The sequence below is a fragment of the Streptomyces sp. NPDC051051 genome (assembly GCF_040682975.1).
Taxonomy (GTDB): Bacteria; Actinomycetota; Actinomycetes; order Streptomycetales; family Streptomycetaceae; genus Streptomyces.
In genome coordinates this window covers 24,421-39,405 of sequence record NZ_JBFBCB010000021.1, presented here as the reverse complement: position 1 = coordinate 39,405, position 14,985 = coordinate 24,421, and the positions used below count along the sequence as shown (strand labels likewise).

Sequence of the window (14,985 nt, the reverse complement as noted above, 5' to 3'; positions counted from 1 at the left end):
TCCGTACACCTGTACGGCCGTGCGTACGGCGGACGGGGGAGGGGTCGACGACCGTGGACAGTGGTGCGATACGCCGACGGCTGGGGGCGGGGCTGGCCGTGCTGACCGCGTCCCTCCTGTTCGCGGTGGCGGCGCCGGGCAGCGCCCAGGCCGCGTCCTCCGCCTGCGCGGGCCGCCAGGTGCGGATGCTGCCGTTCTCCACCGGTTCCGTCTTCGTCTACAAGAACGGCGGCCGGATCTGCGCCGTGACCGTGCAGAAGCACCCCGGCACCAAGCGGGCGGTGTCGGTCGGCGTGCAGGCGCGCGGCCATGTGACCGTGCGCAAGTCGCGCAAGCACGCCCGCAGTTCACCGCCGGTGGAGGTCTACGCCGGACACCGCTGCGTGCGGGTGTCGGGCTCGGTGGGCAACGGGACGTACACCTCCGGCTGGATCCTGTGCTGACCCGCGCCGGCCGACCGGCGCCTTCCGGCCCTCACATCCCGGCCGATATGTGCACCACTTGCCAATCCCCTCTGGTGTGACGGGTGTTGCTCCGATAGCTTCCGGCGCACATCTGTCTCACAGGGAGGGTGCACGCGCATGCGCAAGGCGCTCAGATGGCTGCTGGCGTTCACCGTGCTCATCGGCACGCTGACCACGGCCGGGGCAGCTACCGCTGCCGAGCCGGAAGCGGACATCAAAGACCGGCTCCTCTCCGTACCCGGCATGAGCCTGGTCCAGGAGAAGCCGTACCCCGGCTACCGCTACTTCGTCCTGAACTACACCCAGCCGGTGGACCACCGGCACCCCTCCAAGGGCACGTTCCAGCAGCGGATCACCGTGCTGCACAAGGACGTCAGCCGCCCGACGGTCTTCTACACCGGCGGCTACAGCGTCTCCACCACCCCCAGCCGCCGCGAGCCCACCCAGATCGTGGACGGCAACCAGGTCTCCATGGAGTACCGCTTCTTCACCCCCTCCCGCCCCGACCCCGCCGACTGGTCCAAGCTGGACATCTGGCAGGCCGCGAGCGACCAGCACCGCATCTTCACGGCGCTGAAGGCGATCTATCCCGAGAACTGGATCTCCACGGGTGGCTCCAAGGGCGGCATGACGGCCACCTACTACGAGCGTTTCTACCCGCGTGACATGGACGGCGTCGTCGCGTACGTCGCTCCCAACGACGTGGTGAACGACGAGGACTCGGCCTACGACCGCTTCTTCGCGACCGTCGGCACCAAGGAGTGCCGCGACCGCCTGAACGCCGTGCAGCGCGAGGCCCTGGTGCGCCGCGAGGCGCTGGAGAAGAAGTACGAGGCCTACGCCGCCGAGAACGGCTACACCTTCACCACCATCGGTGGCCTGGACCGCGCCTACGAGGCCGTCGTCCTCGACTACGTCTGGGGCTTCTGGCAGTACAGCCTGCTGTCCGACTGCGACGCGATCCCCGCCGACGCGAAGAACGCGACCGACGACGAGATCTGGACCTCGATCGACACGATCTCCGGGTTCTCCTTCTACACCGACCAGGGCCTGTCCCCGTACACCCCGTACTACTACCAGGCGGGCACCCAACTCGGCGCGCCCACCATCCACTTCCCGCACATCGAGAAGAAGTACGTCCGCTACGGCTACCAGCCCCCGCGCAACTTCGTCCCCCGGGACATCTCCATGAGGTTCCAGCCGTCGGCGATGCGTGACGTCGACACGTGGGTGCGGCACAACGCCCGCCACATGCTGTTCGTCTACGGCCAGAACGACCCGTGGGGCGCCGAGCGGTTCCGCCTCGGCAAGGGCGCGAAGGACTCCTACGTCCTCACCGCGCCCGGCCTGAACCACGGCGCGAACGTGGCCGGTCTCGTCGCCGACGAGAAGGCCCTCGCCACGGCCCGCATCCTGGACTGGGCGGGCGTCGCCCCGGCCGCCGTCCGGGAGAACGCCGCCGCGGCCAGGCCGCTGGCGAAGTTCGACGCGAAGCTGGACGTACGGGACGTGGAGCGCGAGCCGGCGCTGCGTCCGTAACCCTCCCGCCCGGCCCGCGTGCGACGGCCGGCCGGCTCACCCGCCGGCCGGCCGTCGTGCCGTGTCGCCCCGCCGCGGCCCCGGTCAGGCTCCGGTCAGGCTCCGGTCAGTAGGAGAGGCCGTGTCCGATCGGGTACAGCACGCGCGCCGGGTCGTCCGCGCGCTGCACCGGCACCGGCAGCCGGCCCCGCGGCTCCAGGGCTCCCGCGATCACCCGTGCGGCGGCCCGCAGTTCGACGTCGGTCCACGAGTAGGACGCCAAGTACGCCTTCACGGACGGCAGATGGGACACGTCGTACGGATTGCGGACCGCCACCGCGACCACCGGGACCCCGGTGGAAGACAGTTGCTCGACGAGCGTCCTCTGCGGGCTCGTCGCGGTGACGTTGTACGTCGTCACCACCACCGCGTCCGCGCCGCCCGCCGCCGTCACCGCACGCGCGATCGTCGCCGCGGACGGGGCCGTGCCCGTGGACAGCGCCGTCGCCGTGAACCCCAGTCCGGTGAGGGCGGCGGCGAGGACCCCGGTGGGCGGACCCGTGGTACCCGAGGGGGACGCCGGGTCGGCGCCCACGACCAGCAGCCGCCGGTGCGTGCGCGGCGACAGCGGCAGCACGGGACCCTCGTTGACCAGCAGGGTCGTCGTCCGCCCGGCGATCCGGTCGGCCGTCGCGAGGTGCGCCTTCGTGCCCACCGTCCGCTCCACCCGGTCCCGGCTGACGTACGGGTCGGCGAGCAGGCCGAGGCGGTCCTTCAGCCGCAGGATCCGCAGGACCGACTCCTCCAGCCGCGCCTCCGTCAGCTCCCCGTCCCGCACGGCCCGCAGCACGGCGTTCCAGGCGAGGTCCAGCTTCGGCGGGTTGAGGAGCTGGTCGACGCCCGCCTTCAGCGCGAGCACCGGCACCCGGTCGTCCCCGTACTTCGTCCGTACGCCCGCCATGTCGAGCGCGTCGGTGACCACGACCCCGTCGTAGCCCAGGTGTTCGCGCAGCAGGCCGGTCACGACGGGCCGGGAGAGGGTGGCGGGGTCGCCCGAGTCGTCCAGGGCCGGGACCAGGATGTGGGCGGTCATGATCGAGTCGACGCCGGCCGCGATCGCGGCCCGGAACGGCACCGCGTCCAGCGCCTCCCACACCTCGCGCGTGTGCGTGATGACGGGGAAGCCGTAGTGGCTGTCGACGGCGGTGTCGCCGTGCCCGGGGAAGTGCTTGGCGGTCGCCGCCACCCCGGCCGCGCGGTAGCCGCGGATCTCCGCCGCGGCCAGCTCCGCCACCGCCTCCGGGTCCGCGCCGAACGAGCGGACGCCGATGACCGGGTTGGCCGGGTCGACGTTCACGTCGGCGACGGGGGAGTAGTCCTGCCGGACGCCCATCGCCCGCAGTTCGGCGCCCGCGACGCGGCCGAGGGTGCGGGCGTCGGACCGCGACCCGCCGGCGCCGATCGCCATCGCGCCCGGGAACAGGGTGGCCGGCCTGCCCACGCGCGCGACGACGCCGTGCTCCTGGTCCGTGGAGATCAGCACCGGCAGCCCGCGCGGCAGGCCGAGGGACGCCCGCTGGATGCCGTTGGACAGGTCCGCGATCCGGAGCGGGTCGCGGGTGTTGTGCGCCCACGTGAAGTAGATGACGCCGCCCACGCGGTAGCGGGCGATCAGCTCGGCGGCGGTGCGCACGCCGAGCTCGGCGAGGTTGGCCTCGGCGTCGGCCGGGTCGGGGTCGGTCGCCGAGTGGCCGTACACCCGTGTGACGAAGACCTGGCCGACCTTCTCCTCCAGCGACATGCGGGAGATCAGCGCGCGCAGGCGGCGGTCGGTGCCGGCGTGCGCGGTGCCGCCGAGGGGGAGTGCGGTGGCGAGTGCGGTGGTGAGGCCGGCACCGGCGGCCAGGACGGTACGTCTGGAGGGCACGTGCGCTCCTTCCGGAGGCGATCCGGGGATGATCCAGCGGTCCTGTGGTCCAGCGGCCCTGTGATCCGGTGGTCCGGTGGTCCGCTGAAGGAAACTTCCGTCGCGCCAGCAGTAACCGGGAAGTTTCCGCCAGTCAAGGGAACGCGCACGGTGCCGGCACACGGGCCGCCATCGGCGCAACGGAGGGGCGCGCGCCGATGGCGGCGTGCCGCCGGCCCCGGTGCGGCGGAAAGGGTGGGTCGGCGATCGCAGCCCGCGGCGAGGGCCGACACCGCACCGGGGTGACTCGTCCGGCAGCCGGAGCTTGGACGAACGGAGGGCGAGGGGGTTCCCCTCGCCCGTTCCGTGGACCGAAGTGGTGGCGGGCGGGGTGTGCGGGGCGGGCGGGGTGTGCGGGGTGAGCGCGGGCCGTCGGCGGCCGTGCGCGCGGCTCCCCGCCCCCGGAGCGTTTCGGGTTCAGGTCCCCCGGTGGACCGCCGCCACCCTCGGCCAGTGGTCCCCCGGCGCCCGCACCGTCTCCACGATCGCCGGGCGGCGGGCCGCGCCGGTGCGCCACAGGGCGTACAGGCGGCGTACCGGCACCGGCTCCAGGGGGACCTCCACCACGCCCGGTGGCAGGGTGCCGCGGCCGAGGCGGGGGATGAGGGCCACGCCCAGCCCGGCGGCGACCAGCGCGACGGGAGTCGGGTTCTCCTCGGCCTGGTGGACGATGTCCGGCTCGTGCCCGGCCGCGCGCAGGGTGCGGACCAGCCAGTCGTGGCAGACCCGGCCCGGCGGCTGGCAGATCCACCGCTCGCCGCCCAGCTCCTCGCGCCGTACGCCCGTCCGCCCCGCGAGGGGATGGCTCGCGGGGACCAGCAGGTCGCACAGGTCGTCGCCGATCACCGCCTGCTCGACGCCCGCGGGAGCGGGCAGCGGGGCGATGTCCCAGTCGTGCGCGACGGCCAGGTCGACGGCGCCCTTGGCGACGAGGTCCACCGACAGGTGCGGGTCGACCTCGGTGAGACGGGCGTCCGGGGCCGGGTGCCGACGGGCGAGGTCGGCGAGGACCGGGGGCATCAGGCCACGGGCCGCCGACGCGAAGGCGGCCACGCTCAGCCGGCCGGCCGGCACCCCCCGGCGTTCCTCCAGCTCGATCTCCGCCCGCTCCACGATCGCCAGCAACTCACGTGCGGTGCGTGCGAGTTGGTGGGCGTCGTCGGTGAGGCGGACACCCCGGCCCTCGCGTTCGAGGAGGACCGTCCTGGTCTCCCGTTCCAGCTTGGCGATCTGCTGGGAGACGGCCGAGGGCGTGTAGCCGAGCGCGGTGGCGGCGGCCCCGACGGTGCCGTGGACGGCCACGGCGTGCAGGGCGCGCAGCCGTTGGAGATCGAGCACCGGTCCTGCCTTCCGTCAGTTCTGCTACATCCCACCGTGCAGCGACCGCCCGCCGAGGGGCCCTGCCCACCGGGCGTACGCCCGCCGAGTGGACACCCCGTCCACCAATTGGACACCCCCACCCCCGGCCAACCCCCGGCGGGATCATGCGGGGCATGGCCCTTGTCGACATTCCCGGTTCCAAGTCCATCACCGCCCGCGCCCTGTTCCTCGCCGCGGCCGCCGACGGGGTCACCACCCTCCGGCGGCCCCTGCGGTCGGACGACACCGAGGGATTCGCCGAGGGCCTCGTACGGCTCGGCTACCGCGTCGGCCGCACCCCGGACACCTGGCAGGTCGACGGCCGCCCGCAGGGCCCCGCGGCCCGCGAAGCCGACGTGTACTGCCGGGACGGCGCCACCACCGCCCGCTTTCTGCCCACCCTGGCCGCCGCCGGCCACGGCACCTACCGCTTCGACGCCTCCCCCCAGATGCGCCGCAGGCCCCTGCTGCCGCTGACCCGCGCCCTGCGCGACCTGGGCGTGGACCTGCGGCACGAGGAGGCGGAGGGCCACCACCCGCTGACCGTCGCCGCGGCGGGGGTGGAGGGCGGGGACGTCGTCCTGGACGCCGGCCAGTCCTCCCAGTACCTGACCGCGCTGCTGCTGCTCGGCCCGCTCACCCGCACCGGCCTGCGCGTCACGGTCACCGACCTGGTCTCGGCGCCGTACGTGGAGATCACGCTCGCGATGATGCGGGCGTTCGGCGTGGAGGTGGTCCGTGAGGGCGACACGTACGTCGTCCCGCCGGGCGGCTACCGGGCGACGACGTACGCGATCGAGCCGGACGCGTCGACGGCGAGCTACTTCTTCGCGGCGGCCGCGGTGACGCCGGGCGCCGAGGTGACCGTGCCGGGTCTCGGCGCGGGCGCGCTCCAGGGCGACCTGGGCTTCGTGGAGGTCCTGCGCGCGATGGGCGCGCGGGTCACGGTCGAGGCGGACCGGACGACCGTGCGCGGCACCGGCGAACTCCGCGGCCTCACCGTGAACATGCGGGACGTCTCCGACACCATGCCGACCCTCGCCGCGATCGCCCCCTACGCCTCCGGCCCGGTCCGCATCGAGGACGTGGCCAACACGCGCGTGAAGGAGTGCGACCGCCTGGAGGCGTGCGCGCAGAACCTCCGCCGGCTGGGCGTGGAGGTGGCGACGGGCCCCGACTGGATCGAGATCCGCCCGGGCGCCGCGCCCGGGGGCGCCGAGATCACCTCCCACGGAGACCACCGCATCGTCATGTCCTTCGCGGTGAGCGGCCTGCGCACGCCCGGAATATCGTTCGACGACCCGGAGTGCGTCCGCAAGACTTTCCCCGGTTTCCACGAGGCGTTCGCGCGGTTGAGGAAGGACATCGTCGGATGACGTTCACGATGGAGGGACCGGTCCTCGAAGGCGCGCTGGTACGCCTGGAGCCGCTGGAACACCGGCACGCCGCCGGTCTGGCGGAGGCGGCGGAGGAGAACCGGGGGACGTACGCGTACACGTGGGTGCCGCGGGCCGGCGAGGTCGGCGACTACATCGACGCCCAGCTCGCCCGCAAGGCCGGCGGCATGCTCGCCCCCTACGCGCAGGTCTCCCGGGCCACCGGCCGCGCGATCGGCGCCACCGCCTACTGGGAGCCGCGTTCCTGGCGGTCCGACGACCGGCTCGACGCCGTCGAGGTCGGCTTCACCTGGCTGGCCCGCTCGGCGCAGGGCACGGGCGTCAACGCCGAGTCCAAGCTGCTCCTCTTCCGGCACGCCTTCGAAGTGTGGGGCGTGGCCCGCGTGGACCTGAAGACCGACGCCCGCAACAGGCGCTCCCGCGCGGCCGTCGAGAGCGTCGGAGGCCGCCTGGAGGGGGTCCTGCGCAACTGGTCCCGCTCCTGGGCCCCCGGCGAGGAGAACCGTCTCCGCGACTCCGCGGTCTTCTCGATCACGGCCGACGAATGGCCCGAACGGCGGGCCCGGCTGAAGGAGCGGGTCGCGGACTTCCGCTCCCGCACGGCCGGATTCACTACGGCCTGATCCACCGCGGCCCGACCCCGCGCGACCCGGACTCCGGCTGCAGGGCGGCGCCCGGCGGTCCGCCGGTCAAGACGGGCTGGACCCGCCGCCCCGCGCCCGGAAATGATCGGGAACATGACCACGACGACCGGGCTCCGCCGCTCCTTCCTCGTCCTGCACGGCTGGCAGAACCACCGGCCCGCCGACCACTGGCAGCACTGGCTGGCCGACCGCCTGACCGAGCGCGGCCACGCCGTCGCCTACCCGCAGCTGCCCGACCCCGACGACCCCGTCCTGGAGGTCTGGCTCGGGGAGCTGGCCCGTCTGCTCGACGGTCTGGACACCGGGCGCGAGCGGGTCGTCGTCGCGCACAGCCTGTCCGTCGTGCTGTGGCTGCAGGCCGTGGCCCGCGGCCTGCCCGGCCTCGACGCCGTCGACCGGGTCCTGCTGGTGGCGCCCCCGTCCGCCCCGGTCCTCGCCGGCCACCCCGAGGTCGCGGAGTTCGCCCTCGCCTCCCTCGACGGCCTGACCCTGCCCTGCCCGACCCGCCTGGTCGCGGGCGACGACGACCCGTACTGCCCGGAGGGCGTCCAGTCCGCCTACGGCACCCCGCTCGGCCTGACCGCCGAAGTCCTGCCCGGCGCCGCCCACCTGGACCTGGACGCGGGCTACGGCTCCTGGCCCTCGGTGCTGGAATGGTGCGAGAACGGCAACGCGCGGTTCACGGTCCGGCCGGGGCGGCCGTCGTAGAGCCGTCGGCGTCCGTCGTCCCGGCCGCCGGCGCGGCCCCGTGCCCGGACCCGGGGCGCTCCGCCGCCGTGTCCTGAGCTCCCGTGTCCTGCGGGTCCCCCGCCCCCGCCCCGCCCCGCAGTTCCGGCGTCGCGGCGGCCACCGCCGTCACCGCCAGGAGGCACATCAGCCCGCCCGTGACCAGGGCGGTGGCGCCCGAGGACCAGCCGGCGGCGAGGCCACCGCGCAGGTTGCCCAGATGCGGGCCCGCCTGTCCGACGATCGTCTCGGCCGCCGTCACCCGGCCCAGGAGCGCGTCGGGCGTACGGGTCTGGACGATGGTCGTACGGGACAGGACGGCCACGGCGTCCGCCGCGCCGGCCACCACCAGCACCCCGAGTCCCGCCCAGGCGCTGGTCGTCAGGCCGAACAGGGTGAGGGACACGCCCCACAGGGCGGAGGAGCACAGCATCACCGGCCCCGGCCGCGCCAGCCGGGTCACCGGCCCGGAGAGGGCGGTCGCGGTGACACCGCCGACGGCGAGCGCGGACAGGAACAGGCCCAGCGTGCGCGGGTCGCCGCCGAAGCGTTCGGCGTTGACCAGCGGGAAGAGGCTGACCGGCATCGCCAGCACGGTCGCGGCCAGGTCCGTCAGCAGGGCGCCGCGCACCACCCGGTGGCCGGTCAGGAACCGCAGCCCGTCCAGCACGCCGTGCAGTCCGGGCCGGGACTTCCCGCCCTCGGGCGGCAGTGCGGGCAGGCCGAACGCGCCGTAGAAGGCCAGCCCGAAACTGAGGGCGTCCAGCAGGTAGCAGACGCCGATGCCCCACCAGCCGAGCACCACACCGGCGACGGCCGGGCCGAGCAGCATCATGCACTGCCCGGTCGCCTGGTTCAGCGCGAGCCCCGCGGCCACCTGGTCCCTGGGCAGCAGCCGCGGCACGAACACGCCGGCCGCGGGACCCCCGACCGCTCCGAACGAGGCCTGTGCCGCGACCAGCGCCAGGACCGGCACCACGGGCACGTGCCCGGTGAAGCCCTGCACGGCGAGCAGCAGCGAGCAGACCGCCTGGCCGACGGTGGCGATCAGATAGACGCGGCGCCGGTCGGCGCGGTCGACCCAGGCGCCCGCGAACAGCCCCACGCCGACCATCGGCAGTGCCTGCGCCAGCCCGACCGCACCGCTCCACACCGAGCTGTGGGTCATGTCCCACACCTGGTACATGACGGTGACCATGGTCATGAAGCCACCGAGCGTGGAGACGGTGCGCCCGATCAGCAGTCGCCGGAAGACGGGGGAGGTGCGGAGAGGTCGAACGTCGAGGAAGGTCCGGCCGAGACTCATGACGCCGGGGGTGCGGCGGGCCGCACCACGGGCTGCACTACGGGTCGATACACGGCGCGGAGGCTAACCCGCGCCCGTGCCGGCCCGCCAGTCGTTTACCGGCCCGTCGACCGGGCGGAGGCTCCCCCCCCGCCGTCTGTCCGCGTCCCTCACGCCGACTCGTTGAGCAGCCTCGCCAGGTGCTCCCGTCCGGCGTCCAGCAGCCCGGCCAGCGGCTCTGCGGCGTCGTACCACCGCTTCTCGTACTCCCAGCACAGCCAGCCGTCCCACCCGTGCCGGGACAGGACCTCCACGCACTCGGCGAGGGGCAGCACGCCGGCGCCCAGCGCCAACGGGGTGGTGTCCTCGGCGGAGGCGATGTCCTTGACCTGCACGTATCCGAGATACGGCGAGAGCGCGGCGTAGGTGTCCTGCGGCTGCTCGCCGCCCAGCCAGGTGTGCATCACGTCCCACAGCGCACCCACCTGCCGGTGTCCGACCAGGCCGAGGACGCGCGTCGCGGCGGCGCCGGTGCGGTGCGAGTCGTGCGTCTCCAGCAGGATGCGTACGCCCAGGTCGGCGGCGTACTCGGCGGCGGTGCCCAGCCGCCCGGCGGCGACGGCGTCCGCCTCGGCCGGGTCCTGCCCGTCGGCGCCGCCGGGGAACACTCGGACGTGGGGGGCGCCGAGGTCGCGGGCGAGTGCGACGAGCGCGCGGATCTCGTCGAGCACCGGTTCGTCGTCCCCCGGAGCGGCCACGCGCGCGTACCCCGCGATCCCGAGCACCTCGACCCCGGCCGCCCTGAACCCGTCGGCCACCTCGGTCCGTTCGGCCGGGCCGAGGCCCGGATGCACGGGTTCCTCGGGATGGGCGCGCAGCTCGACACCGTGGTATCCGTGCGTGGTCGCGAGCCGCAGCACGTCGGGGATCGGAAGACCGGGCACTCCGAGGGTGGAGAAGGCGAGCTTCATACCCTCGGACCCTACTCGCGGACGGCCCCGGCTACGACCGCTGCGCCCCGGACCCCCGCGGCCCCGCCGTCCTGCTCCTCCCCGGTCCTCTCCAGCCCCCGCGCCCCCGTTCCTCAGCTCCGCGGTACTCCCGAGGACCCCCGCACCATCAACTCCCCCCGCACCATGGCGATCCCCCCGGGCGGCGGTTCCTCCCGCCCCATGGCGATCCGGCCCGCCCGCGCCCCCGCCTCGGCCAGCGGCAGCCGTACCGTCGTGAGCGCGGGTACCACGTCGATGCTGAAGGGCAGGTCGTCGAAGCCGGCCACGGACACGTCCTCCGGGATGCGCAGGCCGGACTCCCGCAGGGCCGCGCACGCGCCGAGCGCGACGGAGTCGTTCGCCGCGACCACGGCGGTCAGCGCCGGGTCCCGCCGCAGCAGCTCCAGCGTGGCCTCGTAGCCCGCCCGCCGGTCGTAGCGGCCGTGGACCGTCCAGCGGGGGTCCTCCTCGATGCCGGCCGCGGCCAGTGCCGCCCGGTGGCCCTCCAGCCGGTGCCGGGTGGTGGTGCGCTCCTCCGGGCCCGCGATGTAGCCGAGCCGCCGGTGGCCGAGCCCGATGAGGTGCTCGGTGAGTTCCCGGCCGCCGCCGCGGTTGTCGAAGGTGAGCGCGATCGCCCCGGTGTCGGGCGCGGGCGGCCGCCCGCACAGCACGACCCGGGTGCCGGCCTCGGTCAGCTTGCGCAGCTTCGCCGCCACCGCGGTGGCGTGCGGCCCGTCCTCCATGGCCCCGCCGGTCAGCACGACGGCCGCGGCCCGCTGCCGCTGCAGCAGCGTCAGGTAGGTCAGCTCGCGCTCGGGCGTGCCCCCGGTGTTGCAGACCACCGCGAGCCGTTCGCCGCCGGCGCGCCCGCCGGGCCCGCCGATCTCGCCCTGGATCGCGCTCGCCATGATGCCGAAGAAGGGGTCGGCGATGTCGTTGACCAGGATGCCCACCAGGTCGGAGGTGGCCGCGGCGAGCGCGCTCGCGGGACCGTTGAGCACGTAGTCCAGCTCGTCCACGGCCCGCAGGACCCGTTCCCGGGTCGACGCGGCCACGGGGTAGTTCCCGTTCAGTACGCGCGACACCGTCGCGGGCGAGACCTGCGCGCGGGCCGCCACGTCCGCCAGGGTCACCGTCATCTCGTCGTCCTCCGGTCACGCATCTCGTCGTACGTCGTCGTTCGCCCTGGTAGACAGCGGACTCGCGTGCCTGGTTCCGGGCGTGTCGAGCAGACCTTACGGCCCCGCGCCCGAGTTGTTCGCCCCCTCGAACAACTCGGAGCGGACACGGTCTTGTCCGGACCACCGGTCAGAGGCTAGCTTCTTCCTGTATAGAAAGCGCTTGCTGTGACGCTGATCAGTGCCAAGGCGTACGCGGCGCGCACACCCGCGTACGAGACGCGCGCGACGCTGCGGGCACCGCCGCGCACGACGCCGCGTACAACGCCTAAGAAGGGACCGACGTGACACGCAAGACGGTGCGTATCGCCATGAACGGCGTGACCGGGCGCATGGGTTACCGCCAGCACCTGGTCCGCTCCATCCTGGCCCTGCGCGAGCAGGGCGGCCTCGACCTCGGCGACGGCACCGTGCTGTGGCCGGAGCCGATCCTGGTCGGACGCCGGGAACACGTACTGAACGCGCTTGCCGAGAAGCACGGTCTGGAGCACGTCTCGACGGACCTCGACGCGGTCCTCGCCGACCCGACCGTCGACATCTACTTCGACGCCCAGGTCACCTCCGCCCGCGAGGAGGCGATCCGCAAGGCGATCGCGGCCGGCAAGCACGTCTACACCGAGAAGCCCACCGCCACCGGCCTCGACGGCGCCCTCGAACTCGCCCGGCTGGCCGGCGCCGCGGGCATCAAGCACGGCGTCGTCCAGGACAAGCTGTTCCTGCCGGGCCTGCTGAAACTGAAGCGCCTGATCGACGGCGGCTTCTTCGGCCGGATCCTGTCCGTGCGCGGCGAGTTCGGCTACTGGGTCTTCGAGGGCGACTGGCAGGACGCCCAGCGCCCCTCGTGGAACTACCGCGCCGAGGACGGCGGCGGCATCGTCGTCGACATGTTCCCGCACTGGGAGTACGTCCTGCACGAGCTGTTCGGCCGCGTGAAGTCCGTCCAGGCCATCGCCACCACCCACGTCCCGCAGCGCTGGGACGAGAACGGCAAGCCCTACGACGCGACGGCCGACGACGCCGCCTACGGCATCTTCGAACTCGACGGCGGCGCCATCGCCCAGATCAACTCCTCCTGGACGGTCCGCGTCAACCGCGACGAACTGGTGGAGTTCCAGGTCGACGGCACCGAGGGCTCAGCCGTCGCCGGCCTGCGCAACTGCCGCGTCCAGCACCGCTCCGCCACCCCCAAGCCGGTCTGGAACCCCGACATCCCGGCCACCGAGGTCTTCCGCGACCAGTGGCAGGAGGTCCCCGACAACGGCGACTTCGACAACGGGTTCAAGGCCCAGTGGGAGTTGTTCCTCAAGCACGTCTACGCCGACGCCCCCTACCACTGGGACCTCCTGGCCGGCGCCCGCGGCGTCCAGCTCGCCGAGCTGGGCCTGAGGTCCTCCGCGGAGGGCCGCCGCCTCGACGTCCCGGAGATCGCGCTGTGACCATCCAGCTCCCCGGCCCCCGGGGGACCCTGCGGACCTACGAACCCCGCACGGAGCCCCTCGCCGTCACCACCGGCAGCGCCTTCACCTCCCGTACGGTCTTCTCCGCGGCGCACGTCGTCGCGGACCCGTACGCCGACGTGTCCCCCGACTCCCCCGCCGCCGTCGACTGGGACGCCACCCTCGCCTTCCGCCGCCACCTGTGGTCCCACGGGCTCGGCGTCGCCGAGGCGATGGACACCGCCCAGCGCGGCATGGGCCTGGACTGGGCGGGTGCGGCCGAACTGATCCGCCGCTCCGCCGCCGAGGCCGAGGCGGTCGGCGGCCTGATCGCCTGCGGTGTCGGCACCGACCAGCTCACCGGCCCGGCGTCCCTGGCCGAGGTCCGCGCGGCCTACGAGGAGCAGCTCGCCCTCGTCGAGGCCTCCGGCGCCCAGGCCATTCTGATGGCGTCCCGCGCCCTGGCCGCGGCCGCCGACGGCCCCGAGGACTACCTCGACGTCTACGGCCACCTCCTGCGCCAGTCCGCCGAGCCGGTGATCCTGCACTGGCTGGGCCCGATGTTCGACCCGGCGCTGGAGGGCTACTGGGGCTCGCCGGACCTGGACGCGGCGACGGAGGTGTTCCTCCAGGTCATCGCCGCCCACCCGGACAAGGTGGACGGCATCAAGGTCTCCCTGCTGGACGCCCGGCGCGAGGTCGACCTGCGCCGCCGCCTGCCGGACGGCGTCCGCTGCTACACCGGCGACGACTTCAACTACCCCGAGCTGATCGCGGGCGACGAACAGGGCTTCAGCCACGCCCTGCTCGGCATCTTCGACCCGCTCGGCCCGCTGGCGGCGGAGGCGGTCCGCGTCCTGGACACCGGCGACGTGACCGGTTTCCGCTCCTTGCTGGACCCCACGGTCGACCTCTCCCGCCACCTCTTCCAGGCCCCCACCCGCTTCTACAAGACGGGCGTGGTCTTCCTGGCCTGGCTGGCCGGCCACCAGTCGCACTTCGCGATGGTCGGCGGCCTCCAGTCCGCCCGCTCCCTGCCCCACTTCGCCCGCGCCTACGAACTCGCCGACGGTCTGGGCCTGTTCCCCGACCCGAAGCTGGCCGAGGAGCGCATGAAGAACCTGCTCGCCCTGTACGGAGTGCCCCAGTGACCGGTCTCGAGCGCTTCAGCATCAACCAGATGACCGTGAAGCAGCTGTCGCTGCCCGAACTGGTGGCGGCCTGCACCGACCTGGGCGTCGGCAACGTCGGCCTGTGGCGCGAACCGGTCCGGGCGTACGGCGTGGAGGAGACGGCCAAGCTGGTCCGCGACGCCGGGCTGACGGTGACGACGCTGTGCCGCGGCGGCTTCTTCACGGCCGTCGACCCGGACGGGCGCGCGGCGGCCCTGGCCGACAACCGCCGGGCGATCGACGAGGCGGCGACCCTGGGCACCGAGGTGCTGGTGCTGGTCTCGGGCGGTCTCCCGCCCGGCTCCAAGGACCTGCACGGCGCCCGGGAACGCATCGCGGACGCGCTGGCGGAACTCGGCCCCTACGCCGAGGACCACGGGGTGAAACTGGCCATCGAGCCCCTCCACCCCATGTACGCCTCCGACCGCTGCGTCGTCTCGACGCTCACCCAGGCCCTGGACATCGCGGAACGCTTCCCCGCCCACCAGGTGGGCGTCACGGTCGACACGTACCACATCTGGTGGGACGACCGGGCCCCCGCCGAGATCGCCCGAGCCGGTGCGTCCGGCCGCATCCACACCTTCCAACTGGCCGACTGGACCACCCCGTTGCCCGAGGGCGTCCTGAACGGCCGCGCCCAGATCGGCGACGGCGCGATCGACATGCGCGAGTGGCAGGGCCACGTGGAGGCGGCCGGCTACACCGGCGCGATCGAGGTGGAGCTGTTCAACGACGCGCTGTGGGCGCGGGACGGACGGGAGGTACTGGCGGAGACGGCCCAGCGGTTCGCCGAGCACACGGTGTAGCGCACGAAGGCCACGGCCCGGGACCCGAGCCCGGGCCCCGGT

At 73.8% G+C, this 14,985-nt stretch carries 13 protein-coding genes; 8 read left to right on the top strand and 5 right to left on the bottom strand.

Annotation, left to right across the window (positions count from 1 at the left end):
* Positions 1–53 precede the first annotated feature (53 nt).
* Both AB0N31_RS17730 and AB0N31_RS17725 read left to right on the top strand, forming a co-directional pair.
* Positions 54–443 carry a hypothetical protein gene (locus AB0N31_RS17730; protein WP_366059297.1) on the top strand — a complete coding sequence of 130 codons (390 nt, stop codon included), beginning with the start codon at positions 54–56 and terminating at the stop codon, positions 441–443.
* Between the two features lie 138 nt (positions 444–581).
* Complete coding sequence (locus AB0N31_RS17725; RefSeq protein WP_366059296.1) at positions 582–2,003, top strand: S28 family serine protease; 1,422 nt, start codon at positions 582–584, stop codon at positions 2,001–2,003.
* Between the two features lie 106 nt (positions 2,004–2,109).
* On the opposite strand, the gene AB0N31_RS17720 is transcribed toward AB0N31_RS17725, so the two are convergent.
* Positions 2,110–3,909, bottom strand: a complete 1,800-nt coding sequence (locus tag AB0N31_RS17720; protein WP_366059295.1) for a glycoside hydrolase family 3 protein — start codon at positions 3,907–3,909, stop codon at positions 2,110–2,112.
* A 456-nt stretch (positions 3,910–4,365) separates the two neighbouring features.
* Positions 4,366–5,286 carry a LysR family transcriptional regulator gene (locus tag AB0N31_RS17715; protein WP_366059294.1) on the bottom strand — a complete coding sequence of 307 codons (921 nt, stop codon included), beginning with the start codon at positions 5,284–5,286 and terminating at the stop codon, positions 4,366–4,368.
* Positions 5,287–5,441: 155 nt separating this feature from the next.
* Here AB0N31_RS17715 and aroA point away from each other — a divergent pair, with 155 nt between their 5' ends.
* The 3 genes from aroA to AB0N31_RS17700 all read left to right on the top strand — a co-directional run bounded on the left by aroA (position 5,442) and on the right by AB0N31_RS17700 (position 8,056).
* The gene (aroA, locus tag AB0N31_RS17710; RefSeq protein ID WP_366059293.1) at positions 5,442–6,683 is read left to right on the top strand and encodes a 3-phosphoshikimate 1-carboxyvinyltransferase; all 1,242 of its coding nucleotides are present in this window, start codon (positions 5,442–5,444) and stop codon (positions 6,681–6,683) included.
* A complete protein-coding gene (locus AB0N31_RS17705) occupies positions 6,680–7,327 on the top strand; it encodes a GNAT family protein (RefSeq protein ID WP_366059292.1) in 648 nt (215 codons plus the stop codon). The genes aroA and AB0N31_RS17705 overlap by 4 nt, the downstream gene beginning before the upstream one ends.
* 114 nt (positions 7,328–7,441) lie before the next feature.
* Positions 7,442–8,056, top strand: coding sequence for an alpha/beta hydrolase (locus tag AB0N31_RS17700; protein WP_366059291.1), 615 nt, complete (start codon positions 7,442–7,444; stop codon positions 8,054–8,056).
* Here AB0N31_RS17700 and AB0N31_RS17695 read toward each other — a convergent pair.
* From AB0N31_RS17695 to AB0N31_RS17685, 3 genes are all read right to left on the bottom strand, one after another.
* Positions 8,028–9,380: an MFS transporter gene (locus AB0N31_RS17695; RefSeq protein ID WP_366059290.1), complete on the bottom strand. Its 1,353-nt coding sequence runs from the start codon at positions 9,378–9,380 to the stop codon at positions 8,028–8,030. The two genes, AB0N31_RS17700 and AB0N31_RS17695, sit on opposite strands and share 29 nt — an antisense overlap.
* Positions 9,381–9,529: 149 nt before the next feature.
* Positions 9,530–10,330: a sugar phosphate isomerase/epimerase family protein gene (locus AB0N31_RS17690; protein ID WP_366059289.1), complete on the bottom strand. Its 801-nt coding sequence runs from the start codon at positions 10,328–10,330 to the stop codon at positions 9,530–9,532.
* Between the two features lie 113 nt (positions 10,331–10,443).
* Complete coding sequence (locus AB0N31_RS17685) at positions 10,444–11,490, bottom strand: LacI family DNA-binding transcriptional regulator (RefSeq protein WP_366059288.1); 1,047 nt, start codon at positions 11,488–11,490, stop codon at positions 10,444–10,446.
* Between the two features lie 323 nt (positions 11,491–11,813).
* Here AB0N31_RS17685 and AB0N31_RS17680 point away from each other — a divergent pair, with 323 nt between their 5' ends.
* From AB0N31_RS17680 to AB0N31_RS17670, 3 genes are read left to right on the top strand one after another with little or no spacing between them, the layout of a single operon-like run.
* On the top strand, positions 11,814–12,965 hold the full coding sequence (locus AB0N31_RS17680; protein ID WP_366059287.1) for a Gfo/Idh/MocA family oxidoreductase: 1,152 nt from the start codon (positions 11,814–11,816) through the stop codon (positions 12,963–12,965).
* A complete protein-coding gene (locus AB0N31_RS17675; RefSeq protein ID WP_366059286.1) occupies positions 12,962–14,116 on the top strand; it encodes a dihydrodipicolinate synthase family protein in 1,155 nt (384 codons plus the stop codon). Before AB0N31_RS17680 ends, AB0N31_RS17675 begins: the two co-directional genes overlap by 4 nt.
* Positions 14,113–14,943, top strand: coding sequence for a sugar phosphate isomerase/epimerase family protein (locus tag AB0N31_RS17670; RefSeq protein WP_366059285.1), 831 nt, complete (start codon positions 14,113–14,115; stop codon positions 14,941–14,943). The genes AB0N31_RS17675 and AB0N31_RS17670 overlap by 4 nt, the downstream gene beginning before the upstream one ends.
* The last annotated feature ends 42 nt before the right edge of the window (positions 14,944–14,985 follow it).